This window comes from Asticcacaulis sp., assembly GCF_047605585.1.
GTDB lineage: Bacteria > Pseudomonadota > Alphaproteobacteria > Caulobacterales > Caulobacteraceae > Asticcacaulis.
The window spans coordinates 76,892-100,677 of the sequence record NZ_JASGFK010000007.1 but is presented as its reverse complement, the minus strand read 5'-3'; the positions used below and the strand labels follow the sequence as shown (position 1 = coordinate 100,677).

Annotated in this window: 16 protein-coding genes; 5 read left to right on the top strand and 11 right to left on the bottom strand. The window is 59.7% G+C overall.

All coding sequences use genetic code 11. The annotated features are described in order from the left end of the window. The 6 genes from QM647_RS15655 to QM647_RS15630 form a co-directional block, all read right to left on the bottom strand. Entirely contained in the window at nucleotides 1-1,401 is a 1,401-nt protein-coding gene (locus tag QM647_RS15655; RefSeq protein ID WP_414996481.1) for an aspartate aminotransferase family protein, read from the bottom strand. After that, complete coding sequence (locus QM647_RS15650; RefSeq protein ID WP_414996480.1) at nucleotides 1,401-2,558, bottom strand: serine hydrolase domain-containing protein; 1,158 nt, start codon at nucleotides 2,556-2,558, stop codon at nucleotides 1,401-1,403. Before QM647_RS15650 ends, QM647_RS15655 begins: the two co-directional genes overlap by 1 nt. Nucleotides 2,559-2,745: 187 nt before the next feature. Next, nucleotides 2,746-3,735, bottom strand: a complete 990-nt coding sequence (locus QM647_RS15645; protein WP_414996479.1) for a LysR substrate-binding domain-containing protein — start codon at nucleotides 3,733-3,735, stop codon at nucleotides 2,746-2,748. A 12-nt stretch (nucleotides 3,736-3,747) separates the two neighbouring features. Beyond that, complete coding sequence (locus QM647_RS15640) at nucleotides 3,748-5,085, bottom strand: peptide MFS transporter (RefSeq protein ID WP_414996478.1); 1,338 nt, start codon at nucleotides 5,083-5,085, stop codon at nucleotides 3,748-3,750. A 75-nt stretch (nucleotides 5,086-5,160) separates the two neighbouring features. Further along, nucleotides 5,161-7,347, bottom strand: a complete 2,187-nt coding sequence (locus QM647_RS15635) for a TonB-dependent receptor (RefSeq protein ID WP_414996477.1) — start codon at nucleotides 7,345-7,347, stop codon at nucleotides 5,161-5,163. A 114-nt stretch (nucleotides 7,348-7,461) separates the two neighbouring features. After that, nucleotides 7,462-8,850 (bottom strand): P1 family peptidase, encoded by a 1,389-nt coding sequence (locus tag QM647_RS15630; RefSeq protein ID WP_414996476.1) that lies wholly within the window; start codon nucleotides 8,848-8,850, stop codon nucleotides 7,462-7,464. Nucleotides 8,851-8,955: 105 nt separating this feature from the next. Here QM647_RS15630 and QM647_RS15625 point away from each other — a divergent pair, with 105 nt between their 5' ends. Both QM647_RS15625 and QM647_RS15620 read left to right on the top strand, forming a co-directional pair. Beyond that, nucleotides 8,956-9,162 (top strand): hypothetical protein, encoded by a 207-nt coding sequence (locus QM647_RS15625; protein WP_414996475.1) that lies wholly within the window; start codon nucleotides 8,956-8,958, stop codon nucleotides 9,160-9,162. 32 nt (nucleotides 9,163-9,194) lie between these two features. Next, complete coding sequence (locus QM647_RS15620; protein ID WP_414996474.1) at nucleotides 9,195-9,788, top strand: FMN-binding negative transcriptional regulator; 594 nt, start codon at nucleotides 9,195-9,197, stop codon at nucleotides 9,786-9,788. Nucleotides 9,789-9,822: 34 nt separating this feature from the next. Here the strand turns inward: QM647_RS15620 and QM647_RS15615 are convergent, their stop codons facing one another. Next, complete coding sequence (locus QM647_RS15615) at nucleotides 9,823-10,038, bottom strand: hypothetical protein (RefSeq protein ID WP_414996473.1); 216 nt, start codon at nucleotides 10,036-10,038, stop codon at nucleotides 9,823-9,825. 462 nt (nucleotides 10,039-10,500) lie between these two features. On the opposite strand from QM647_RS15615, the gene QM647_RS15610 reads away from it, so the two are divergent. After that, nucleotides 10,501-12,906 carry a TonB-dependent receptor gene (locus QM647_RS15610; protein WP_414996472.1) on the top strand — a complete coding sequence of 802 codons (2,406 nt, stop codon included), beginning with the start codon at nucleotides 10,501-10,503 and terminating at the stop codon, nucleotides 12,904-12,906. A 161-nt stretch (nucleotides 12,907-13,067) separates the two neighbouring features. Here the strand turns inward: QM647_RS15610 and QM647_RS15605 are convergent, their stop codons facing one another. The 3 genes from QM647_RS15605 to QM647_RS15595 all read right to left on the bottom strand — a co-directional run bounded on the left by QM647_RS15605 (nucleotide 13,068) and on the right by QM647_RS15595 (nucleotide 16,882). Then, complete coding sequence (locus tag QM647_RS15605; RefSeq protein ID WP_414996471.1) at nucleotides 13,068-14,528, bottom strand: flagellar hook protein FlgE; 1,461 nt, start codon at nucleotides 14,526-14,528, stop codon at nucleotides 13,068-13,070. 31 nt (nucleotides 14,529-14,559) lie between these two features. After that, nucleotides 14,560-15,237 carry a flagellar hook assembly protein FlgD gene (locus QM647_RS15600; protein ID WP_414996470.1) on the bottom strand — a complete coding sequence of 226 codons (678 nt, stop codon included), beginning with the start codon at nucleotides 15,235-15,237 and terminating at the stop codon, nucleotides 14,560-14,562. Nucleotides 15,238-15,691: 454 nt separating this feature from the next. After that, nucleotides 15,692-16,882 carry a mechanosensitive ion channel family protein gene (locus QM647_RS15595; protein WP_414996469.1) on the bottom strand — a complete coding sequence of 397 codons (1,191 nt, stop codon included), beginning with the start codon at nucleotides 16,880-16,882 and terminating at the stop codon, nucleotides 15,692-15,694. 492 nt (nucleotides 16,883-17,374) lie between these two features. Here QM647_RS15595 and QM647_RS15590 point away from each other — a divergent pair, with 492 nt between their 5' ends. Both QM647_RS15590 and QM647_RS15585 read left to right on the top strand, forming a co-directional pair. After that, a complete protein-coding gene (locus tag QM647_RS15590; protein ID WP_414996468.1) occupies nucleotides 17,375-18,496 on the top strand; it encodes a glycoside hydrolase family 43 protein in 1,122 nt (373 codons plus the stop codon). A 5-nt stretch (nucleotides 18,497-18,501) separates the two neighbouring features. Next, nucleotides 18,502-20,847: a family 43 glycosylhydrolase gene (locus tag QM647_RS15585; RefSeq protein ID WP_414996467.1), complete on the top strand. Its 2,346-nt coding sequence runs from the start codon at nucleotides 18,502-18,504 to the stop codon at nucleotides 20,845-20,847. A gap of 12 nt (nucleotides 20,848-20,859) precedes the next feature. Here the strand turns inward: QM647_RS15585 and QM647_RS15580 are convergent, their stop codons facing one another. Further along, complete coding sequence (locus tag QM647_RS15580; RefSeq protein ID WP_414996466.1) at nucleotides 20,860-23,676, bottom strand: glycosyl hydrolase 115 family protein; 2,817 nt, start codon at nucleotides 23,674-23,676, stop codon at nucleotides 20,860-20,862. Nucleotides 23,677-23,786: the final 110 nt, after the last annotated feature.

The following is a 23,786-nucleotide window of genomic DNA, read 5'->3' as shown; positions in this document are numbered from 1 at the left end:
TCAGATATATCCAAGCTTTTGGGCGGTAGCATCGAGCGCACGCGTCAGGATGGCGACCATCTCGTCGATCTCGGACCGGCTGATGGTCAGGGGCGGGCTCATCACCATGGATTGCCCGACGGCGCGGGCGATGAGCCGGTTGTCGTAACAGGTCTCGCGGCAGAGGATGGCCGCATTGTCTTCCGGGGTGCAAACCTCGCGGGTGGCCCTGTTACGCACCAGTTGCAGGGCGGCCATCAGACCGATGCCGCGCCTCTCGCCGACCAGCGGATGGCGCTCGGCGAGCTCTTGCAAACGCGACTGAAAATAGGGCCCAATGTCGTCGCGCACGCGCTCGACCAGGCCTTCGCGCCGGATAATGTCGATATTGGCCAGCGCCACGGCGCAGGCGACCGGATGTCCCGAGTAGGTATAGCCGTGCGGCCACAGGCCGCCTTGCTCGATGGCGTTGAAGATGCGGTCATGGACACCCACCGCCGCCACCGGGATGTAGCCGGAGGACAGGCCCTTGGCCATCGGCATAAAGTCGGGTTCGATGCCGAAGGTCTGCGAGCCGAACCATGATCCGGTGCGGCCGAAGCCGCAGATGACTTCATCGGCGATCAGCAGCACATCGTACTTGCGGCAGATTCGCTGGATTTCCGGCCAGTAGGTTTCAGGCGGCACGATTACACCGCCCGCTCCCTGCACCGGCTCGCCGATAAAGGCCGCCACCGTATGTGCACCCAGTTCAAGAATGCGCGCCTCCAGGGCCTGCGCCGCCTTCAGCCCGTATTCGGCAGGCGTCAGTTCGCCGCCATTCACATACCAGTGGGGATGCTCGATATGGGTGATCTGCGGCAGGACTCCGCCATCATTAGCGTGCATCAGCGGCATGCCGCCGAGGCTGGAGGTCGCCACCGTCGAGCCATGATAGGCCAGGGTCCGGCTGATGATCGTGCGCTTTTCAGGCTTGCCCATCAGCTGCCAGTAATAGCGCACCAGGCGGATGATAACCTCATTGGCCTCCGAGCCCGAATTGGCGAAGGTGAAGTGATTGATGCCTTTCGGCGTCAGTTCCGCCAGGGTCTCCGCCAGCGCGATCATCGATGGCGTGGCGCTCTGGAAGTGGTTGTTATAATAGGGCAAGGCGGTCATCTGGCTATGCGCCGCGTCCGCCAGTTCCGGCCGGCCATAGCCGATATTGACGCACCACAGCCCGGCCATGCCGTCGAGGATACGGCGGCCGTCGCTGTCAATGACGTAGCAGCCTTCGCCGCTGGTAATGATGCGTGAACCTTTGTCGCGGATCACGGCCGGATCGGTGAAAGAATGCAGATGGTGGGCGCGATCGGCTGCCTGCCAGTCAGACGTGGTGCGTTCAGCTTCGTTGCGCGGCCAAGTGTCGGTCAGAGTGTCCATCACTTAAGCGCCTCTACCGTGGAGTTGAAGAAATCGTTGTCGAGAATGGCTTCGGCGCCGCGCGGCTTGGCGCGGGAGCTAAGCACCGCGACCAGCACATCCTGCGCCGGATTGAGGTACATGTACTGGCCGAAAATGCCGCGCGCCGCATAGGCGCCGTCAGCCAAGGAGCCGTCCCTGTCCGGCACGGTCCACCACATGTAGCCATAGTCGAGGCGCTCACCGCTCACCATGCGCGACACCCCGGCCTCCGCCATCCAGCCCTCGGGCAGGACAGCCTCGCCATTGATGACGCCGCCATTCATGATGAAACGGCCAAAGCGGGCATAGTCACGCAAGGGTGCGCACAGGCCGGAACCGGCCACTTCCAGTCCACCCGGCGATTCCAGCCACCAGTAGGCATCGGCCTCCATGCCGAGCCGCGACCAGATGCGCTCGGAGAGATAATCCGACAGCCACTTGCCGGTGGCGGCATGGATCAGGGCGCCGACCACATGGGTTTCGCCGGTCGAATAGTTCCACAGGGTGCCAGGCTCGGCAACGCGCGGCAGCGAGGTCATGAAGCGCATGATCTCGCCGGGCTTTTGCGCCACCTGCAGGGCCAGCATCTGCCGGCGTTCGGAGTCGGCATTGACCTGGGTGTCGTCCCATTTCACGCCGGAGGTCATCTGCATCAGCTGGCGGATCGAGACCCCGTCATAGGCCGAGCCAATCAGTTCCGGCAGATAGGCGGTCAGGGGCTCTTCCACGCTTTTGATGTAGCCGTCCCGGATGGCGCAACCAACGAGCGTGGTCGCCACCGACTTGGCCATCGACATCGAGACCCAATGCTCGGAGGGCGCATTGCCCAGCTCGTAGCGCTCATGGACAATCTCGCCGTTCTTCATGATCAGCAGACCAGCCACACGATTGCGCGAGACATAGTCGTAAAGATCGTAGACCTGTCCGTTCGCCTGAATCGGGAAGTCCTCGATCTGGCGGGACGCGTAAGCCAGGGGCGCCACCGGTCCGCCACGGCGGATGACGCGCGTAGCGAAGGCACGATGGGTGTTCTTCAGCGTATGGGCCTGGAAATCCGGCATGAGCTGACCGGCATAAAGTTCGGTCATGTCGCCGACCTCGCTGTCGGCGAAACCCTCTTCGATTGGGGAAACCATCGCCGGCAATCCCGGCGTCTGTAAGCGTGACAAAAGCAATCCCCTTGGTACGGTAAAGTTGACGCCTAATCCCTACGCCTGAAGCCCCTTGCGGCGAAGGTGCGAACCACGGAAAAGGCGGTGCGCCCTAAACACCATGACCGGCAATATGGCTTACAATGCAAACACTTAAGGCGCGTCAAAACACTTACGCGGCCGGGCGGCGGAAGGTGGCCAGTTCCTTGTTCAGCTCATCGATCAGCCAGCGCCGGTAGCGCCGGATCAGCGGCGTTTCCCAGCGGTCAGCGCGGCCGATGATCAGGTACTTGCCCTCGGTATAGGGCTGGAAGGCCGGATTTCCGCGGCCGATCTCAACCAACTGCCCCGACTTGAAAAAGGCCTGCCCGACGAGCGCATTAACCAGCGCCACGCCGCGTCCGTGCAGGGCGGCATCGAGCGTCAGGTGCCCCTGCCACAGACGCGGGCCGGTCAGGTCGAGTTCGTCGTAAACCCCGTGCGCCGCCAGCCAGTGCGCCCAGCTGTCAAAATCCATCTCGTGCAGCATGCGCTGGTGGATCAGGTCGCGCGGCGTCTCGATAGGTCCGGCCTGGGCAAGGTATTCCGGCGAGGCCACGGCCATGACCGCCACGCTGGCTACTTCCTGCGCCTTCATATCCGCCGGCACCTTGACGGCCACGCGATAGGCCGGAACGAAACGGATTTCGATATCGGACTCATTGAGGCCCGACAGGGCGTTGCGGTCGAGCGAGCGCAGCTCGATATCGACATCCGGGTGCAGCTTCTCGAACATGCCGACGCGACGCGACATCCAGTGCAAGGCGAAGCCGGGCGAGCAGGCAATATTGAGATGGTTGTGATAGCCGCGCCGCATCAGGTCGATGGTCGAGGCGGCGATGGCGTCCATGGCGCTGGCGATTTCCTTGTGATAGCGCCGGGCGTCCTCGGTCAACACCACCCCGCGCGCCGTGCGCTCGATCAGGCGCGCGCCGGTCCATTGCTCCAGGGTCTTGAGATGGCGGCTGATGACCGCGTGGTCACGACCGAGGCTGCGCGCCGCTTGCCGCACCCCGCCGAGCCGCGCCACGGCATCGAAGGCCCGCAGCGCCTCGAACGGGGGGATGGTCTTGCGCGACGGCGGATTATAGGCGGCGCCGCGATCTTCTTCCTGCGTATCCATCGGGCCTGTCTCCTATTCGGGCTTCGGCAGCAAAATCCGGCGCAGTGGTGCATAGAGCGCCAGAAGGATCACCGTTCCCGCCACGCCGATACCGGCATGTAACAGCCAGAACAGCGGCGGATGCAAGGGTTCGTAGAAGCGGCCCAGCCAGCCGGAAAAAATACCGGCGATGAAGAGGCCGATATAGTAGCCGCCGACCATCATCGACTTGACCTGAACGGGCGCACTACGCGCCACAACCGCCAGGGCTACTGGCGAGCACAGAAGGTAGCCCGCGCCGATAACGAAGTGGAAGACCAGCGGCCAGACGATGGCCACCTTTCCGCTCCCCGCCACCCATTGGCCAACACTGAGCAGCACGCAGCCGCCGCCGAACAGGGCGCAGCCGATTGCCAGCTTTATAATGTCCGAGGGCTCGAGTCCGCGTTTTCCGAGCGCCCTCCACATCCACATGGTGACGGGCGTCAGGGCCAGAACGGCGAAGGCATCGAGCGACTGGAACCAGGTGACCGGAACACTCAGGCCAAAGCCGATGCCCAGACTGACATCGTCGCGCAGCCACACCGGATAGGTGTTCCAGATCTGCGACTGCACGGTCCAGAACAGGGAGGTGATCAGGATCAGCCCGCAAAGAACGGCGATGCGCCCCCACTCGACGCCGGTCATCTTTGCCATTAGCGCCTGGGTTTTCCGAGCTGGCTCCTTCAGGTGCTTCAGGCCGCGCAGATAGATGGCAATGCCGACCAGCATGCCGATGCCGGCCGCCCCGAAGCCGTAGTGCCAGCCATAGATTTCACCGAGCGTCCCGCAGACCAGCGGCGACGCGAAGGCGCCGACCACTACTGAGGTGATATAGAGGGTATAGCCATCGTCGACACGTCGGTCGCCTTCAGGATATAGCGCGCCCACCTGCGCCGCCAGATTGCCTTTCAGCAGTCCCGCCCCGCAGATGATGCAGCCGAGCGCCGGCAGGAAGGCGGCCTCGAACGCCATCAGGAAGTGTCCGGCCGCCAGCAGAAGCGCGCCGGTCAGCACCGCCGGGGTACGGCCCATTATCCGGTCCCCGATCAGGCCGCCGACCACGGGACCGAAATAGACCAGGGCGACATAGATACCAAAAATCTGGGCAGCCAGGGCCTGGACACTCAGGGGTCCAGTGACGCTTTCGACCAGCGAACGGAACGCATCAAAGCCCCAGACACGATCGACCACACCCGGCATCAGCAGATGGCCGGTCATGTAGAGCATCAGCAGTGCCTGCATGCCGTAGAAGGAGAACCGCTCCCAGGCTTCGGTAAAGGCGATATAGGCCAGGCCCTTGGGATGACCCATGAAATCGTCTTTGCTCATTAGGCACTCCAAACTTTTGGCCACAAATTAAAGAGAACGGCCTGCCATCCTTAAACGGCAGGCCGCAACTGACTATCAGAAACTGCGCATCAGGCTGATGCCGATGGTGCGCGGCTTGGTGCGCGACGCCTGCTGCCAGGCGTCATACGGGTCGACCAGCAGGTTTTCGTTCGTCAGGTTGGTGACGTAGAGTTCCGCCGTAATATCGGACCAGGTGACGCCCAGTCGGGCATTGAGCAGGTTGATCCTATCCGAGGACTGGGTGCGCGGATTGAGAATCGAACTATCCGTGGCGTAGATCTTGTCGCGGTAAACATAATCGACATGGACAAACCCCGGTACGCCGGCCGCCCAGTTGAAGCTGTAGTCCGCCGCAATGGTCGAGGAGAATTTCGGCGTATAGTCGAGACCGTCGCCGACCTCGAAATTCGTCGTTTCCCCTTCGCCTAGTGCCAGCTTGGTCACTTCGCCGTCGATATAGGCGCCGGTGGCAGAAAGCGTCAGCGCCTCCGTGACGCGCCAGTCAACCGTGGCCTCAAGCCCCTTGATCTCCAGCTCGCCAATATTGCGGGTGTAGGAAACGTAGTTGCCGGTCCCCGTGTCCGGATCGTAGTTGAAGAACTGACCGGTGCGCAGGGCATCCTCATACTTGCTGTAATAGGCGGCAATATCGAACCGCACCTTGCCACCGGCAGCAATACCCTTGGTGCCCAGCTCATAGTTCATCAGCTTTTCCGGGCGGTAGGCCGGCAGGCCCGCGCTGTTGAATCCGCCCGAGCGGAAGCCCTTGGAAATATTACCATAGAGGTTCCATTTTGGGTTCAGGGCATAGGTGAAATAGACGCGCGGATCGGTGGAGCTGAAGGTCGCCTTCTGTACGTTGTCATAAAGATCGGTCGCTGTTTCATCGTCCTTGAAGGAGCGGATACCCGCGCCGATCAGCAGCTTTTCGGTCAGCTTGTAGCCGACATCGGCAAAGGCGGATACCGATTCCGAGGTGTCATACTTGCGGTAGGTAAACGGGTAGGTATAGCCTGCATAGTAGGAGATACCCTGGTCGTCGAGGTTGCCCTGCGCATCCTTGTAGAAGGCACCAATGGTATATTGCCACGGCCCCGTCCCTTCCGAAGTCAGGCGGATTTCCTGCGTCACCTGCTGGGCGCGATCGGTGATGCCGTCGAAGCCTTCATTCTGGATACCCGCCGACGTCGTCTTCGGTCCGGCGATATAGGTGGTGGCATAATTGCGGTCGAGTTCGACAAAGCTGGTCGAGCTGGTCAGGCGGCCGATACCGGTCTTGTAATTGGCCGTGACGTTCAGGATCTGCGAACGGTCACGGCGTGACGGCAGGAGATCGTAATCATCGCTGACCGGCACCGGACGAGTGCGGTCCTCGTTTTCGTAGTCGAGGCCGAACCGGCTTTTCATCGAATAGCTGGTGGCCGTGACCGTCATGTCGAAATCGTCGGTCGGCTTCCACAAAAGCTTGGCGCGCAGGTTATAGATATCCTGGTTGTTGCCGTCCTTGATACCGAGACCGGGCTGGTCGATCCAGCCACCGCCGCTCTCTACATCACCGGCCAGGCGTAGGGCGAGGACGCCCTTGACGATCGGCAGGCTGACCGCGCCCGAGACCTTGGTATTGGTGTCGCCGTCATTGATGGCCGAAACATCCGCCTTAACGAAGCCATCCACATTGTAGAGGCTCGGATTTTTGGTGATAAAGCGCACCGTCCCCGCCATGGCGCCCTGACCGTAAAGCGTGCCCTGCGGCCCTTTGAGCACCTCGACGCGTTCGAGATCGAGCGCGCGCAGATCAATCTGGCGGTACCCGCCAGTCAGGGTCACCGGCACTTCATCCATATAGGACGAGACCAGCGCGTCCGAGCCGCGGATATTCGTGGCGCCGCGCAGGAAGATCTGCGAGGAGCCCGGACCGTCATAGCGCAGGATCAGGCCCGGCACGGAGTAGGACAGGTCCTGCACCGTCTGGATATTACGTTTTTCCAGGGCGTCCGCGCTCAGAACATTGACCGCCACCGGCACGTCGATCTGACGCTGGCGGCGCTTCTGTGACGTCACCACGATCTCGATGGCGTCTTCCTTGACGTTTGGCTTGGCCGCCGCCGCTTCCGGTGCTGGCGTTTCTTGCGCGTGTGCCCCCGCGCCCAGTCCACTCAGCACACCACTTACCATTATGACCGGCAGGAGCGCGCGTGCCGACACGCTCCCTTTCGCCGTCTGGAAAAATCTCGATGTCATTCTTGTTATCCCCTTCGTGAGTGTGGGTATCCACGGCATCAGATTGTTTTTGTGACGGTCCTGTGAATAGGCGCGTAGCCGGTCCAGACCGGTGCGCCTCACGCACCGAGCACCTTATTTCTTCGCCTTCTGCTTGAGTCCCGTTTGCTTCCACAGTCCAGGGTTCATGACGAGCGTGCCGGATTGATTGAAGTCGAGCACGGTCGGATAACGGCCCGGCACGGCGAAGGTGCCCGCTCCCATAGGCTCAAGCTCAACTGCCTGGTCGAGCGGCACATTGAAGGCCTTCTTCGCGCCCGTCGCCTGGCCATAGAGCTTGCCGTCCTTTTCAGTGACCGAGACCGTGACGAAGTTGGAGAAGCGGTAGTCGCCGGTATAGCCGGCCAGGGCCTTTTCCGGCACCGGCGGCTGCGGCGTGATGACAGGCAGCGGGTCCTGCGGCGGCACCGAATTGAGGATGGCGTCCCACATCAGATCCGAGGCGATGGCGCCGATCTCGACGCTGTCGCTGATGCCCTTGTCGGCCTCGATCTCGCCGGTGGAAACGGCATAGAGCGCGTCACCATCGCTCATGGTCGAGAAGGGCTGGATCCCGCGCGCCATCGAGGTATGGACCTGCATCGCCAGGCGTTGCAGGTCGGCCGGGTCCATCTTCTGGTTGACGACCACGAGACTGATCGTGGTGTTTCGCATCGGGCCACTCGGCGTGCCCCACCCGGCCTTGCGGCTCTCCGGGAGGTTCTTCATCAGGTCATTGACCTTGAGATCGGCGGGCCAGCTTGGATCGTTGTAGCAGGCTGCCAGCTTACCATCCCGGTCAACCACCACTCCGTAGGCATTGACGACGGTAAAGACGGCGATCTTCAGGTCACCGATCTGACGGAAAGCGCCACCTTGCCCCGAATGCGCCTTGCAGCCGAAGAAATAGCCGGTCATCGTCATGCGACCCGCGCCAGCGGCACCGTTGCGGAAGACGCCTGGCTGGACAGCGTGATAGGCGGCCGTGGCCAGCTTCTTATCGGGATAGATTTCGTTCAGGCGTCGGTCCCCATAGTCGAAAATGATGGCGCCCAGGGCGACCGCGATCGAGTCCCAGTTACCGGTGTTCTTGCCGTCATCCTTCAGCGCGCTCGCCACTGCCGTCGTGCTTTCCAGTCCGTAGGCTGAACCACCGGCGAAAACCACGGCATCGAAATCGGAGGTCGGATAGCCGAGCCGCGCCAGATCGGTGTTGACCGTACCGGGTGCCCCGCCACGCACATCCACCGCCGCCATGACCTTCTTGTCGAAGCTGAAGACCGTCACCCCGGTTGGTCCCTCGGCATATTCCGCCGTGCCGATCTTCAGCATTGGCCAGTCGAAGGTCAGCGCCTTGCCACCAGTATTGACTAGAGGCTTCAGCGGCGCCTGGCTGTCCGGAGGCGTGGGCGCCGGGGTTTGGGCGGCCGCGGGACCGGCGGTTATGGCCAGGGCCAGGGCCAGGGAAAGGAAGGACTTGGTCATTTGATATCCTCGTGGACTAAAAGGACTGTGGGGCAGCATCAGACTATGCCGCATTGCAAAAAAAGTCGCGTGCGGTGCTTCAAAGTCACCAATAGAGCCGGGAAATTGGACGTCGGACGCCATAAAGCTGCCCATACGTCCGGCGTCCTGGCCGATGAAGTCAAGCTAGATCAAGGATTTGTGACTGTCAGGATGCGAATGCCGGAGCTGGCGGTGACGCAGGCTCACCACCCCTTCCGCTTTTTACAGGTGTTCGTGAACGACGCCCTTGTCTATGATTACGGCCATTCTGTTGTGTTTTCAGCACGCTAATGATGGCATTTGATGCCTTTCCAGGACCAGACATGAGCCCCAGCCTCTTCCGCGCCGAACCCTATATTGCCGCTGATGCGGCTGCCATCGTACGCGCCTATCCCTTCGCCACCCTGATCCTGCCCGATCTCTCCGCGACGACGACCGCCATAGTCTTCGAGACCGACCACAGCGTGAAAACCCTGGTCGGACACATGGCCTGGCGCAATCCGCAAGCGCAAGCCTTAAAGACCGGCGACCGGGTGCTGGTTCTCTTCGCCGGGCCGCATGCTTATATCTCGCCACGCTGGTATGTCGAAAAGCCGGAAGTGCCGACCTGGAACTATGTCGCCGCCCAGGTGCGCGGCACGCTGGAGGTCATCAGTGACGATGCCGGCCAGACCGAGGTGCTGCGCCGGACCATAGAGGTGTCCGAACAGGACTTCGATGAACCCTGGACGATCGACCTGGCACCGGAAGGCCGCGTCGCCTTCCTGCTGCCGAAGATACGCTCGTTCCGCATTCACATCGATAGCATCGAGGGCACGACCAAACTCAGCCAGACCCATCCCGAAGGCGACCGGCAGAGGATCATTGATGGTCTGACAGAACGTTCCTACCCGACCGTTGCCAGTCTGATGTCCTGATCAAGCAACCGGCCTCCAAAAACGAAGCCACCCTCTATTTGGTTGCGTAAGGGTCGGGGCCAACGGTGGGCTGATATTCCTGGGTATAGTCCGCTGGGTGAGCCTCGTAACGTCCCCAGTGCGGCACGCCTTTGCGCCCATCTAGCAGGCAGTAGGCAAAGAACATGATGATGACGATCAGCACGATCTGCGGCCACAGGATAAATGGCGAATAGTCATTCCTGTTTCTGTCTGAGTCACGATAAGCCATCTGAGCCTCCCACATGCCGCGTGTCTCACGCGTAACATCGGGTGCAACAAAAAATCACGGCCGCTCGCCGTCAGATATATAAGTTTGTCATAAACCTGCAGACGCACCGAGCTCTATTCCCAGCACAAAGGCCCGACAGTCAAAGCGCTCAAGGCTTGTAATCGATTAGCCACGCAGCAAAAATGCAGCAAAAATACGACATATTTTGTATATATTTTGAAACAAAGAAGTTATCAAATTCGTTTTCATAGTATATTTTTGAGTATATTTGAAATATTACATTATATTAATGTTTCAAAAAAGAAATGAATAAAACATTTTTGTATCTACTATTATTTTGACCGACAATATGCTTCTTTTGCGCACACCCACTCAATATTTGCGATAATCATTTTGAATACCCTGCCCCGCACTCTCACCGCAAGCCTATTGGCCCTGGCGGCGGCCGCCCCGGCCGTCGCCATGGCGCAAGCAACAGCCCCTACGGATGCCGCCGCCTCGCAGGATCAGGCGTCGTCCGCGCAGGCTGATACACCCACTTCGCCCGCAACAGACAAGCCCGCCGCAACAAAGGCGGATGTAAAGCCTGTAACCGACAAGGACGGGACGACCGTCATCACGGTCACCGCGCAAAAGCCGATCTATCAGCACAAGATCGACCGCGACGTCTATGATGTGACGCAGGACCCGCAGTCGGCCACAGGCTCTGCGGCCGATGTGCTTAACAATGTGCCCGCCGTCACGGTCGACAGCGATGGCACGGTGTCCTTGCGGGGCAATTCTGGCGTCGAGGTCTATGTCAACGGCAAGAAATCCGCCCAGATGCAAGGCGATAGCCGCGCCTTCACCCTGCAAAGCTTGCCGGCGGACGACATAGATACGATCGAGGTCATCCCCAATCCCGGTGCGGCCTATGGCGCCGATACGGCCTCCGGCATCATCAACATTGTGATGAAGCGCGGCCGCACCCTGAAACCTCACACCTCGATCAACCTCACGGCGGGCAATCAGGGCCGCGCGGGACTGGGTCTGCGCACCGGCAAGAACTTTGGCAAGCTGAGCCTGAACGGCGGCATCAACCTCGGGGCCGGCATGGGTGGCAATGGTCGCGGCGGCGGAGGCGGCGGGCCTTCGGGTTCGAGCAACAAATCCGTATCCGAAAGCGATCGCTATACGCTTGATGCCGATACGGGCGACGTCACACGTGAGGATGTCAGCCATTCGACCAGCTGGACCAAGAACGAAAACGCTTCCGCCAACCTCAACGCCCAGTACGACATAAACGACACGACCGACCTGAGCGCTGATCTCAACTATGCGCGCCGGCGCTCGAGCTCCACCGGCATCAACCAGACCCAGACATATGACGCCAACGGTAATTTGACCGAGGACGTCACGCGTTACACACGTTCAAGCGCGCCGTCCGAGAACATGGATGCCCGCCTGACCTTCGATCATCGCGGCGCGGTCGGCTCGACCGAAGATTTCAAGATGATGCTGTCTCACAGTGGCAGCCTGAGCAATGGCGTAACCTACACACGTAATGCTTCGGATTATCCGGACACGGACGATACCTACACCACTCGCACCAATAAGTCGCGCAACACGATCGATGAGTTCAGCGGCGACTGGTCGCATCCGCTCGGTGATTACGAGAAGACCCAGCAGCAGCTCCAGCTCGGCTGGAGCATCCAGCACACGAAAACCAACAGTTATAATTACCAGTCTCAAGAGCTGGACAGCGAGGTCGAAGCGCCGGAATCGCCACAGAGCGCCAGCCAATTCAGCGACGATGAGGTTCTATCGGCCATCTACGGCACATACCAGCGCCAATTAGGCAAGCTCGGCATACAGGCCGGCCTGCGCGTCGAGAACCTGAAGCAGGACATGACATCGACCAATCTCGTCAGCGAGACCGGCCGAAACTGGACGCGCAATTCCACCGACTACAGTCCCAGTCTGTTCGTCACCTACAAACTGGACGACAAGGAGCAGCTGAAATTCATCTATTCACGCAAGATCCAGCGGCCGCAGGGCTCGCAGCTCGATCCAACGATCGTTTACAGCGATGACGGCCTGACCGCCCGGTCCGGCAATGCCAATCTGAGTTCCGCCAAGACGGACAAGTTCGATTTCGACTACTACCGCAATACGACCCTATTCGACTTTAGCGCCAGCCTCTATTACAACGTGACCACCGGCAACATTGAGCAGGTGAGTTACTACCTTCCCACCAACACGGACGTGCTGCTGACCACTTACCAGAACAGCGGTCGCACCCGTAATGCCGGCTTCAGCGGCAACCTGACCTACCATACCGCAGACCGCAAGCTGCGCATCATGTTCAGCCCGAATATCGGTTATACCGTCTCCAACTACATGGACGCGAGCACGCACAAGCTGATGCGCGCCGAGGGCCCGAATTCGAGCGCCAACTTGCGCACCTTCTATCGTCTCAACGACAAGGACAATCTGACATTCGGCGTTAATTATCGCGGCAAGAGCGTCAATGTCGACGGGTACCGCACGGCGCAGACCTCACTGAACGCCTCCTGGATGCACCAGATTATTCCGTTTAAGCTGGTCTTGGTTACCAACCTGTCCAATGCCATTATTGGACCGACGAGCAAGACGGTGACGGATAGTTCCACCACCTGGGGCTACAGCCGCATGGAGAACCCCGGTACTACCTTCATGATGAGTCTGCGTTACACCTTCGGTCAGCCGATCAAGCGTGGTCCACCCGACGGCCCGCCGCCTGGTGATCGCCGCGGGCCACCTCCGGGCGAAGGCCCGGATGGCGGCCCCGGCATGATGCCCGATGGCGGCGGCGGCCCAGGAGGTGGTGGCGGTGGACCAGGCTTCTGAAGTCAATAGCCATAATCGGCGGATGACAGTCGTCGTCCGTCGCCTGGCCGCACTCTAGCCTGAAGTTTTCGAAATCACGCACACTCCGGCACGGTGCCCCCTCCGCCGTCTGGCCAGCCACACAGTAAAGTGGATTTTTACCAACCTATGGGGCTGACGGATTACTTCTTAATGCTGAGGAGTTCCTGCAGCATGTCGTCGGCCGTGGTGACGACCTTGGAAGCCGCTGAATACGCACGCTGGACGGTGATCAGAGCGGTAAACTCCTCAGCAATATCAACCGTCGAGGCTTCCAAGGTGTCCGCCTCAATAGTACCCGCGCCGTTTTCTCCAGGCACCTTTAGGGAATAACTGCCGGAATCGGTTGAGACCTTATAAGCGTTGCCGCTAACCGATGTCAGGCCGTTGGCATTGACGAAGGTCGCCACCGCTACTTGGGCCAGCACCTTGGTGTCACCGTTACTATAGGTGGCCGTCACAAGGCCGTCGCTGCTGATATCGACGCTCGACAGGCTGCCGAATTCTGTGCCGTTGGCCGTTACCGAAGAGGTTGTGCTATCCCCCGCCAATTGCGTGATGCTGCTCTCGCCATCTGTGCCAAAGCCCATGGTGATAGTCTGAGCATCAGCGCCAACATCGGTATTCCAGTGAACACCGGAGGTTTCGGACGAGGCCCCGATCGTCAGGCCGCCATCGGACAGCAGATCACCGGTATAGTTGGTTGTGTCAAGATTACCGTCGGAATCGAAATAGATTGATCCCGTGGTAATCTGGTTTAGGCCATTGTCGGACGTCACATCGTCGGATGAGACTTCATAGTACCACTGGGTTTCACCATAGGTCGGACTCGATGTATCCGTATCGACCTCGCCTTTTTTCAGGGAGATGGTGACAGTGTGTTCCTGGCCAAGCGAATCCGAGATAGTGGCTGAAATCGTGGTATCCGGCTTCGTGCCCGCGCCTGTTGTGGCATCGTAGATCGACATGGCGGCCGAATAGGTCACGGGTGTTGTGGATTCGTCCGACGCCGCGACGGCGGTGGTCTCATCATAGGTCCCGTCAGTGACGGCGTCCGATACCTCGGTTTCCGAATCCAGATTGGCGGAGAAGGTGACCGCCGTGGTAGCCGAGGGGGCATTGGCCAGATCACTGACATTGATGGTCGTCAAAAGGCTGGAATCCGTCGACGACGTAGTGATATTGCCGCTTGAATCGGCGGCCCAGCCCATCAGGTAATAACCGCCGGAATTAACCAGGTTACCCTCGGTATCCGTCGAGAACGAACCGTCACGGGTAAACAAAAGCGAGCTGGAGGAATCGACATCACCCGATTCTTCCGACACGACAAAAAAGCCCTGGCCGCTGATGCCGAGGCTGTAGCCAGATGTATCACTGTTCAGCTCGCCTTGAGTTGTCACACTCTGGCGATTGACCGAGACCACCCCTCCCGACGTATAGGAGTTGGTATTGCTGGTGCCACTGACCAGGTCGGTGAAGCTCGTGGTGACGCTCTTGTAACCCGTGGTCTGCGAGTTGGCGATATTGTTCGAGATAGTGGCAAGAGCCGTGGCGTTCGCGGCGAGCGCGGTAACCCCGGATTGCATGGCGCTGTTGATACTCATAAACTGACCTCACAAAACAGGGAAATAGTCATCAGGAAACGCTGGTGACGCTATCGACCGCGACGGTGGAATTGCCGACCTTCAAAACGGTGTCGCCATCATCGTCTTCCTGGACAGCCGTCACGGTACCGCTCACCCCGACCGAGGCATCGACGGAGCCGGAGCTATTGGAGGCTGTAATGCTGAGCGTATAATCGCCGGCCGACACCGCATTGCCGGAACTGTCCGTCCCATCCCAGGTAAAGCTGTGCGTGCCCTCGCTGAGATCGTCAGCGGAGTCGGACCAAATGGTATTGCCATCGGAATCGGTGATGGTCAGGGTAGCGCTTGTGGCGTCATCGCCCAGGTCGTAATCCCAGGTGGCAGAGCCGCCGGACGTGACGGTCGCCGTATCCTCGTCCGTACTGACTGTCTTGCCGATATAACTGACAGCATCGGTCAGGGACTCTGAATCGGAATCAGATGACGTAAGGGCATCGGCAATGGTCGACAGGTATTCGTTGGATTCCATCTCCTGCTCGACCGAGGAGTACTGCACCAACTGATTGGTCCACTCGGTGGTATCCATCGGCGACAACGGATCCTGGTTCTGGACCTGAGCGGTCAGGAGCTGGAGGAAGGTGGTGTAGTCGGAGGTTAAGGATGACGCGCTTGATGATGACGACGTGCTGGTAGACGTTGTTGAACTGGTGCTGGACACAGTGGTCATGGCGAATTCCCGAGGCGAATTGACGAAATTTCAGGCGTCCGGCCAAATGCCGGTCACTTAAATGGCGTCCTTCAGGACCAGGAGCGGCGCAATGCTTCTTTGCGCGTGAGGCGGGCAATCGGCGCCGCCATCAAGTAACAACGATATTGATTTCGCATACGAAACAATAAAACGAAATTACTAGGCTTATACATTGAAATAACATTACTCAAAAATCCGTTCAATATTTATTTGATTTCACTTCTGTATTTATTACTAATGTTAAATTTACGTTTACCATGTTTTTAAACTACATTTGCACTGTAGAAATTATGTTTCACTGTAGATATAGTAATTAACAGTAAAAAGCTCATGCCGGTACGGACATACAGCCACGCTCCCAAGGGCGCGCCTGCCGTAGGGCCGCACCATAGATAAGTCAGTAAAATCAGAGCCATAAGGTCAGGTGCCACAATCAGGGGGCATAGGCCCCTTTGTGAGTGATCGCGATGCCCGCGGCCTCGAAGGCAGCCTTGATCCGGCGATTGAACTCGCGGCCGACCTTCCAGCGCGCATTGGCCTGGGTCGTCACCCGCGCCTTCAGGATCAGGCCAAAATCTGCCAGACTATCGACACCCAGGATCTCAATCGGCTCCAGAATCAGATCTTTCCATGCCTCTTCGGCCTGAATCCGCGCGCTCGCGGCACTCAGGATCTCTTCCACCTTGTCGAGGTCGGTGTCTAGCGCGAGTGGGAGATCGAAGACATAGCGCGAGAAGGCCTTGGTCTGATTGTGAATGATCTGGGCCTCGCCATAGGGAAAGACATGCAAGGTGCCATCGGCATCGCGCAGGGAAATATAGCGCAGGGTCATGTTCTCGACCGCGCCGGTACTGGAGCCGATGGTGACGATATCACCCACGGCGATGATATCCTCGATCAGCAGGAAAAAGCCGGTGAAGAAGTCCTTGACCAGGGTCTGGGCGCCGAAGCCAACGGCAATGCCCACCACGCCAGCGCCGGCCAAGAGGGGAGCGATCTGCACGCCCAATTGGCTGAGGAACATCATCACGCCCAGCACCAGAATGACTGCCTGCAGACTGCGGCGAACGATCGGGCCCAGGGTATCGATCTGGGCGCCGCGGCGCAGGTCCATATCCTTGCGCGACTTCAGCCGCGATAGGAAATAGCCGATCAGGAGGCCAGCGGCTTCGAAGGCCACGGCCGTGATGACGAGTACGATCAGCAGGGCCAGGAGCGTATGGGTCAGCTTGCTTGCCATGCTGGCCGACATCAGCGCGAACAGGTCAATGCCCCAGACCGAGGCGATGCAGCTGATCGCCACCACGCCGGCGGCAAAGACGATTATGGTGCGGGTAAAGCGAAGGGCCTTCCGAAGGGACAGGCCAAGACTGTTTTCACCGGGCATGTGCGCTCGGCCGACCAGCCGATAAAGGCCCGCCGATACAGCCCAGGCGACACCCCAAAAGACGAGGGCCACGACCACGCTCAGGACGGCATTGACCGCTATGGCTTCAAGGGACAGGTGGCTGAGATGTTCCCACAGCGAGGTGACGCCGCCGATCAGGCGCTCGCTCAGGGTCTGCTCGGGCGTGGCTATGCCGGCTGAGGCAGCCACGGAAGACGTGGCAACGGCGGCACTCACACAGTCACCCGGGTAAAAAAAGCGCGATAGTGTAAAGATGATAGGGCAGCATTGTCAGGCATGGCGTCACCGTTCGGGAATACTCTACGGCGCCACCATGATAAGGCGGCCATAAGGATAAAAATCGGCGCCGCCCTTGTGCGCATAAGAATCTGGTAAATGACGGCTATTAGCGCACCAATTCGGTCAACCAATTTTGAAATTACCTAAATGGTGCATTCTTTGAAAAAAGGCCTCCGCCGCATAAAAAGCAGTGCTGCAGACTTGAATTTTTAATTTGCATGCTAAATAGTCCGACAAATAATTTATAACCGCGCCACACTCATCAACCACTTTGGAATTTATAGTCTTCCGGATTGATGAGATATCCGGCGCCATAGCAGGAAACGAAAAATTCAAAGACTGTCTTTGCCACCCACAAGATTGGCGCCAATCCTTCCCATGCGCATCAGACTTATTGCTTCCCTCCTTGCAACAGTCGTTCTGTTCGGAATGCCCGCCACAAGCGCTCAGGCCGGAACGGAGCCTATTTCGGCCACCTTGCCCGCGAAGCCGGGCATCCAGCCATCGGACATGGAAGCCTACCTGTTCGTCTACTTCACCGGCGATACCGTCGACGGCGAGAAACTGCGGTTTGCTGTCTCGGAGGGCAATAATGCCCTGCACTGGCAGGCGCTGAATGACGCCCAGCCTATTCTGACGTCCACACATGGTACAAAGGGTTTGCGTGACCCGTTCATCATGCGCTCCCCTGAAGGCGATCGCTTTTTCCTGCTCGCTACGGATTTATCTGTTGGACGGACCGGCTGGGATGGCTCCACCAGCCATGGCAGCCTGTACCTCGAAATCTGGGAATCGACCGATCTGGTGCACTGGAGCCAACAGCGGCACATCAAGGTCAACACGCCGGGCGCCGGCATGACCTGGGCGCCCAAAGCCACCTACGACCCGACGATCGATGCCTATGTTGTCTACTGGACATCGACCGAATTCACCGACGCGGCGCATACTCAGGAAGACGGCAACGGCCCGCAGATTCTGATGTCGGTCACCCGCGACTTCCGCACGTTCAGCCCGCCTCAACCCTGGTTCAAATCGGCGGACTTGCCAGAGCTGGTCAAGGCAAGGGGGATGATCGACACAACCGTCCTTCGTGACGGCGACGACTATTATCGCTTCACCAAGGTCACCCAGGTGCAAGGCTGCCCCTCGGGCGACGTCATCGCCCAGCATTCGAGGATATTGCGCGCACCCGGAGATTCAAACGCCTGGCAGGTTGTCGGTCGCTGCATAGGCCGGCAGGCGGGCACGCCTGAGATCGAAGGCCCAAGCGCCTTCAAAGCCAATCCGGGCGACACCAGCGGGTACAAATATTTCCTATGGGTCGATAACTATGGCGGCGTCGGCTATATACCGCTCGCCACCCAGTCCCTGCAGGGCGATATCCAGTGGACCTATCCGGCCGATTTCCGGCTGCCGGCCTCGCCGCGCCACGGATCGGTCCTTGCCATCACCGCCAGGGAGCGCGCCGCGCTCATCGCCCGATGGCCATCCCGGCGGCCGTCAGCAAAACCCGTAACATCTCCCGCGCCCGAGCACTCAAAAGGTCACTGACAGATATGATGATCAAAACCACGGCCCTGACCCTGGCCGCTTGCCTTGCCTTCAATGCCCTGGCCACTTCGGAAACCCGTGCTGCAAGCGAAACCACGCCTCGCAGCGAATGCACTGACGCCTGGGTCGTCCCGCCGGTGATTGCCTCGGGCACACACCTGCCCTCGCCGGCCGCCTGTGCCATTAAGTGGCGCGCCACGGGCGCTGCGCTCGAAGACGACGTTCTCCTCAATGATAGCGACATTCCCGTAAAAACGCGCCTGACCGGCACGATTCGGCTCGCCGACGGCAAATCGCTGAGCAAGACATTTCACATTCAGGTGCTCGGCCGAACCGCCCGACACTTGATCGCCTATGCCCGTACCCCGACCACGGCCAGCGCGGCCAACCAACCGGTGATCGCCCGCAGCCTCCACCTCGCGCTTGGCAGCAGCGAAGCCGACGCGCGCCCTTTGAATGCCAACTATGGTGTGCTGTTTGCCATAGGTGAATATATCGCGCTCGACCGGGTCGAACTGCGCGGCATCGCTTCACCCTCCTTGTTTTATTTCGCTGATGGCAGCTTAGGGGTAATCGCCACGCGCGTCACCATGGCGGGAGCGCCAGACGCGCAATCCGCTTCAGGCGCCCTGATCTTCAAGGCGAGTCCCGAAGACCCGACCGATTTCACCGAACTGGGACTGATTAATTTCGGCGCCAAAAATGGCGTGGTCAGTCCCAGGGCGGTCTGGGATTCATCCGCCCGGCATTATGTCGTTTCCTGGCAGGATAAGTCAGGTGCTCCGTATTGGACCACAGTCGAAAATCTGGCGCGCACGGAAAAAATCTCTACGTCCTTTTTCCCCGAGAACGGCGGCTATCGCACACGGATTGCGACAAACAACAATGTCGGCGCGCTGCATTCGGGACACCTGGCCACGACCGACACCCCTGTACCGGCAAGTTTCACCGCACAAGCCGCCGATGCGGAAATTGCGACCGATCTGCCGGTCACGCCCGCCATCGCGACCGCATTCAGCAATCGTTTCGACCGCATCACCAATACGGGCGCAACCGTGGAACCCAAGACGATCCGGGCCGGACAAACCGCCGGACTGGCAGACACACGCGTACGCCTGGTCTATTCCGATGGGTCATCGGTAACACGAGCCGTCGACTGGAGCGCGCAAGACCTCAAGCGCCTGAATACCGCAGCCCCCGGCATCTATCAGGTTCATGGCACCGTGCGGCAGCAGGCCTTTCCGCAAATCTTCGCCGACAACCGGGCCGATCCGACCATCTACCGTTATGTGCGCAATGGCGTCACGAAATACCTGTTTGTCGCCACCGACGACACCAACAACGATAATGTCGGGTCCGTGCACCTGCCCCTGCGTGTGGCCGACAGCCTTGCAGACCTGGCTGACGTGAATGGCGGTCAGGCCCGTGAAATCGACCTCCTGAACCGTCGCACGCGAATGGACAGGACGGCCGAGGGGCGCGTCATCGCCGGTTGTTACTGGGCGCCGGAAATTCACGAGATTGGCGGGCGCCTGAGCATATTGTTCGCACCGTGCTTTAACCCGACGAATGACCTGTCGAATGAGGGCGGCCTGTGGTCGACGGTGGAATCCCATATCATGCAGCTGCGCGAGGGCGGTGATCCCGGCAATCCGGACGACTGGTCGAAACCCACCGCGATCCACCAGGCCGATGGATCGAAACTTGGCCGCACCGGCTATCCCAATATCAGCCTGGACATGTCCTATTTTGAAGTGGGCGGGCAGGCCTACTATATCTGGTCGCAACGCTATATCCCGCAATCCGGCCCGCTGGGCGATCCGCTAACCTGGATCGCCAAAGTAGATCCGGCAGCGCCAACGCGGCTTCTGTCAGCACCGGTCCCACTTATCGCACCGAACCGTTCGTCTGAGGAAAACCTCGCCGAAGGCGGCTTCGCCGTGATGCATAACAACCGGATCAATATCATCTATTCCAGCTCGACGGTCAGCCCCACCTATGTGGTGAGCGGCATCTGGGCCGACGCCAGCGCCAACCTGACGGATATAAACAGCTGGCATAAATGGACCGCGCCGCTGCAGAAGAGCGTCCCCATGCCCGAAGGTGTCACGGATTACCTGAATTATGAGCAGGGCCCAGGCCATGGTGAGTTCACCACGGATGACGACGGCAACACGCTCTATGTCTACCACACCTGGGGCAATGGCGTGAACGGGAACGGCCGCGATACCCGCGTCCGCCGTATTCACTGGGCCGCGGATCAGCACCCGGTGCTGGACATGACGCCGGATGAAGAGGTCGCCCCCGCAAACCGTGCCGTCACCCTGACGGTGACTGTTCGGCCGCAATAAAGGTGGGCCGCCTCAGGGGCGAGAGGCCGCGCCATAACGCGTCGGCGCGCCGGCGAAGGTGAGCTCGATGCGGTCAAGAATCACGCCGGGATCGAGGGCATAGACCCTGACCTCATGGCGGCCGCGCGACAAGGCGACCTTGCCCGCCTGCCCCAGAGCCGTATTGCTCAGCACATTGCGCTTCCAGGTATCGCTGCGGCCGACCGTCTTGAAATCGACAACCTGAATGGGCCCATCATCGACCTGAACACCGAGCTTAAGCCCCGTCTCCGGTGACAGGGGATGGGTCGGCAGTGCGACCACAGCAAGACCGGCCTCGCCGGCGCTGGTAGTGAAGACACTATAGCTCAGGGGCTTGGCAGCCTGCGGCTGGCGATGGCCCGGTAGATCAAGGCGCGAACGCAGGACGCGACCCTGGCTGCCCAGTTCGTCTATCGCCTCCCAGTCGCCGGTGGCCGTTGCGGCGCCAGCGGGGATCGTCACCCGACGTTCCGTCTCGACGGCATCGACCGGCGTGGCAGGCCCATCCACGATATCGACCGGAACCTTGAAGGTCTGCGCGCCGCAAGCGATCGCCACCTCACCCGATCGCCCCTGCCCGCTCCAATGGATAGGCAGGCGCGACTGCCAGCGTGAGGCCGCGTCAAGCGTCAGGTTCGTCGTGTCGGTGATGATACCGGCGATCGGCTTAACCGTAACAGACGTATCTTTGGCCTCGCGGCTATAGACCTCGATCACCTGCTCACCGGGCACGCCGCGCACAAAGGTCAGGTGCGGAAAATCATGGGCATTGATCACCCGTCCGCCGGAGAAGGCCAGATCGCAGCCGGTTCGATCGGGAGCCGCATATTGCGGCCAGGCCGGCGGCGTAAAGATTGGCAGGTCTCTGGGCCGGGCATCCATCATATGCTGCCACTTGCCGTTTTCCAGCGCGTTATAGGCGACGGTATCAGCATCAATCCCTGTCTGGGCCGCCTGAGCGTCACTGACATAACTGTTGGCGGCCGCGCGGCCGTCACGCGCATAAAGCGCGGCCAGATCAAGCGACAGGATACGCTTGTTGAGATTGGCGGCGCTGCGCACCGGATAGAGCACCAGCTCGAAATAGGCCGCCTGCCGATCCGCCGGCAGGGTAGCGGCAAGCGCTTCGGCACGCTTGGTCAGGCTTGCATAGGCCTTCAGGCGATCTTGTGCCTCATAGCCATCCTCGCCAATGAAACCATCGGTCTGCGGCCGGGTCACCGGCTCGACGCCATTCCAGCCGAGAAACTCCGGCCGCCGGGCGAAAGCCAGGTCGTAATAGTCCATCAGAATAGCGGCAATTTCGGTCGCTTTGCCGTCATCGAACTGGGTGGCGGCCCATCGGCGCAGCGCTTCACGCGGCGACGTGTTGAAGCCGTCGGCATCAAAGGCCAGGTCGAGCGCATATTGGGTCAGGAATTCGCCGGGCTTGATATCGCCGACATTGAAAATCCATTCGCGGCGTGACTGACGCGCCCAGGCCTTGCTCATTTCCTCGGCGATCAGACCGGGATGGGTGGTGGCCAGCCAGAGATAATCGTGCGGCTGCCCCCAGTAGGACAGATGATAATAGACGCCCGTGCCGCCGGGGCGCTGGATTTCCGCACCGGTCGGCAACTGGCGGATATAGCCGTAATTGTCGTCGGGCCAGAGAAGCGTGATATCTTCCGGCACCTTGAAGCCCGACTGGTAGGTGTCCAGCACTTCCTTGTAGAGCGTCATGGTCTGGGGAATTTTATCGGCGGGCTTGCTTAAGGTCTGGCTCAGGATACCACGCTCGCTGTCGAGCGCCATCTGCAGGCCCTGGCGCGCCTGATCCAGCGTGTCCGCGCCCTCCATCGGCGTATCATGAACACCGCGCAGGCCCACCGTGTAGAGATTGTCGAAGCCCTTGACCTCTGAGACGCGCTTTTGCCAGTAGGCGGCCATACGGCTTTGATTGGTGAAGATATTGAAATCGCCGTCCTGCTTTGCGTTCCATTCACCGAAATTATTGCGCATCAGCGCTTCGGAATGTGAGGTGCCCATGACGATGGCATAGTCATTAGCCAGTTTTGGATTGGCTTTGATATCGTAAAACGGTGTCGAGACATCGTGCATCGCCGGCCACAGGGTATTGGCCTTCAAGCGCCACATCAGCTCATATATCCGCGCATAGGTTTTCGGGCCGATATTGCCGGTCTGCGGATCGTAGGTTTCAGCCGCCCAGGGCTTGAGACCCCAGTCTTCGTCATTCAGAAAAATACCGCGATAGGTGACTGACGGCGCCTTCGATATAACCGAAGCACCCGATACATGCAGGGCGTTCACACGGCGCGGGGCGACATCAGCCCACCATTCCCAGGCCGATACGCCCATTTCGCGCGTCAGATCGACGACGCCATAGATCATGCCGCGCCGGTCAGAACCGTAAATCAACAGGATATTCTGGTGCGCCGGCGTGGTGATGACCACGCGTCCGTAGCGCTCCCATTGTCCGGCGAGGACGGCCAGATCGATCCCGTTCACCTTCGCCAATTGCCTGACCAGCGGGCTTTCCAGATCACCGATGACGATGCAGTCGGGCTTGCAGGCCGACAGGCGCGTGGAGACCACAGGCGTTTGCCCCGTCACCTTTTGCAGGTCGGAGGCCAGCATACCGGCCGCCAGCCCGGCGGTTGCGCCGGAACCCTTTTCACTATGGATGATGCTGGCTATCTGTCCGTTGTCATAAAGAACAAAATCAGGCGATTGCGCCAAGACACTCCCAGCCATTACGGCGGCCATCAGGCTTACCGCAGACACAAGCATTTGCTGGCTTCGTTTCATCAAGGCTTCCTCATCGTGGTCACGACCATCTTATCTTATTTTCAGATCGGTTGTGCGACCGAAACTGATCGACCAATTAGCAGCAGATAGAGACTGGAAACGCAAGTCAA

Excerpts from the sequence above, each read along its gene's own strand:
- QM647_RS15640 (WP_414996478.1), bottom strand. The coding sequence starts at position 5,085 with ATGAGCAAAGACGATTTCATGGGTCATCCCAAGGGCCTGGCCTATATC.
- QM647_RS15580 (WP_414996466.1), bottom strand. The coding sequence starts at position 23,676 with ATGAAACGAAGCCAGCAAATGCTTGTGTCTGCGGTAAGCCTGATGGCC.
- QM647_RS15615 (WP_414996473.1), bottom strand. The coding sequence starts at position 10,038 with ATGGCTTATCGTGACTCAGACAGAAACAGGAATGACTATTCGCCATTT.
- QM647_RS15645 (WP_414996479.1), bottom strand. The coding sequence starts at position 3,735 with ATGGATACGCAGGAAGAAGATCGCGGCGCCGCCTATAATCCGCCGTCG.
- QM647_RS15655 (WP_414996481.1), bottom strand. The coding sequence starts at position 1,401 with ATGGACACTCTGACCGACACTTGGCCGCGCAACGAAGCTGAACGCACC.
- QM647_RS15610 (WP_414996472.1), top strand. The coding sequence starts at position 10,501 with ATGGCGCAAGCAACAGCCCCTACGGATGCCGCCGCCTCGCAGGATCAG.
- QM647_RS15600 (WP_414996470.1), bottom strand. The coding sequence starts at position 15,237 with ATGACCACTGTGTCCAGCACCAGTTCAACAACGTCTACCAGCACGTCG.
- QM647_RS15635 (WP_414996477.1), bottom strand. The coding sequence starts at position 7,347 with ATGACATCGAGATTTTTCCAGACGGCGAAAGGGAGCGTGTCGGCACGC.
- QM647_RS15605 (WP_414996471.1), bottom strand. The coding sequence starts at position 14,528 with ATGAGTATCAACAGCGCCATGCAATCCGGGGTTACCGCGCTCGCCGCG.
- QM647_RS15585 (WP_414996467.1), top strand. The coding sequence starts at position 18,502 with ATGATGATCAAAACCACGGCCCTGACCCTGGCCGCTTGCCTTGCCTTC.
- QM647_RS15620 (WP_414996474.1), top strand. The coding sequence starts at position 9,195 with ATGAGCCCCAGCCTCTTCCGCGCCGAACCCTATATTGCCGCTGATGCG.
- QM647_RS15590 (WP_414996468.1), top strand. The coding sequence starts at position 17,375 with ATGCCCGCCACAAGCGCTCAGGCCGGAACGGAGCCTATTTCGGCCACC.
- QM647_RS15650 (WP_414996480.1), bottom strand. The coding sequence starts at position 2,558 with ATGGTTTCCCCAATCGAAGAGGGTTTCGCCGACAGCGAGGTCGGCGAC.
- QM647_RS15630 (WP_414996476.1), bottom strand. The coding sequence starts at position 8,850 with ATGACCAAGTCCTTCCTTTCCCTGGCCCTGGCCCTGGCCATAACCGCC.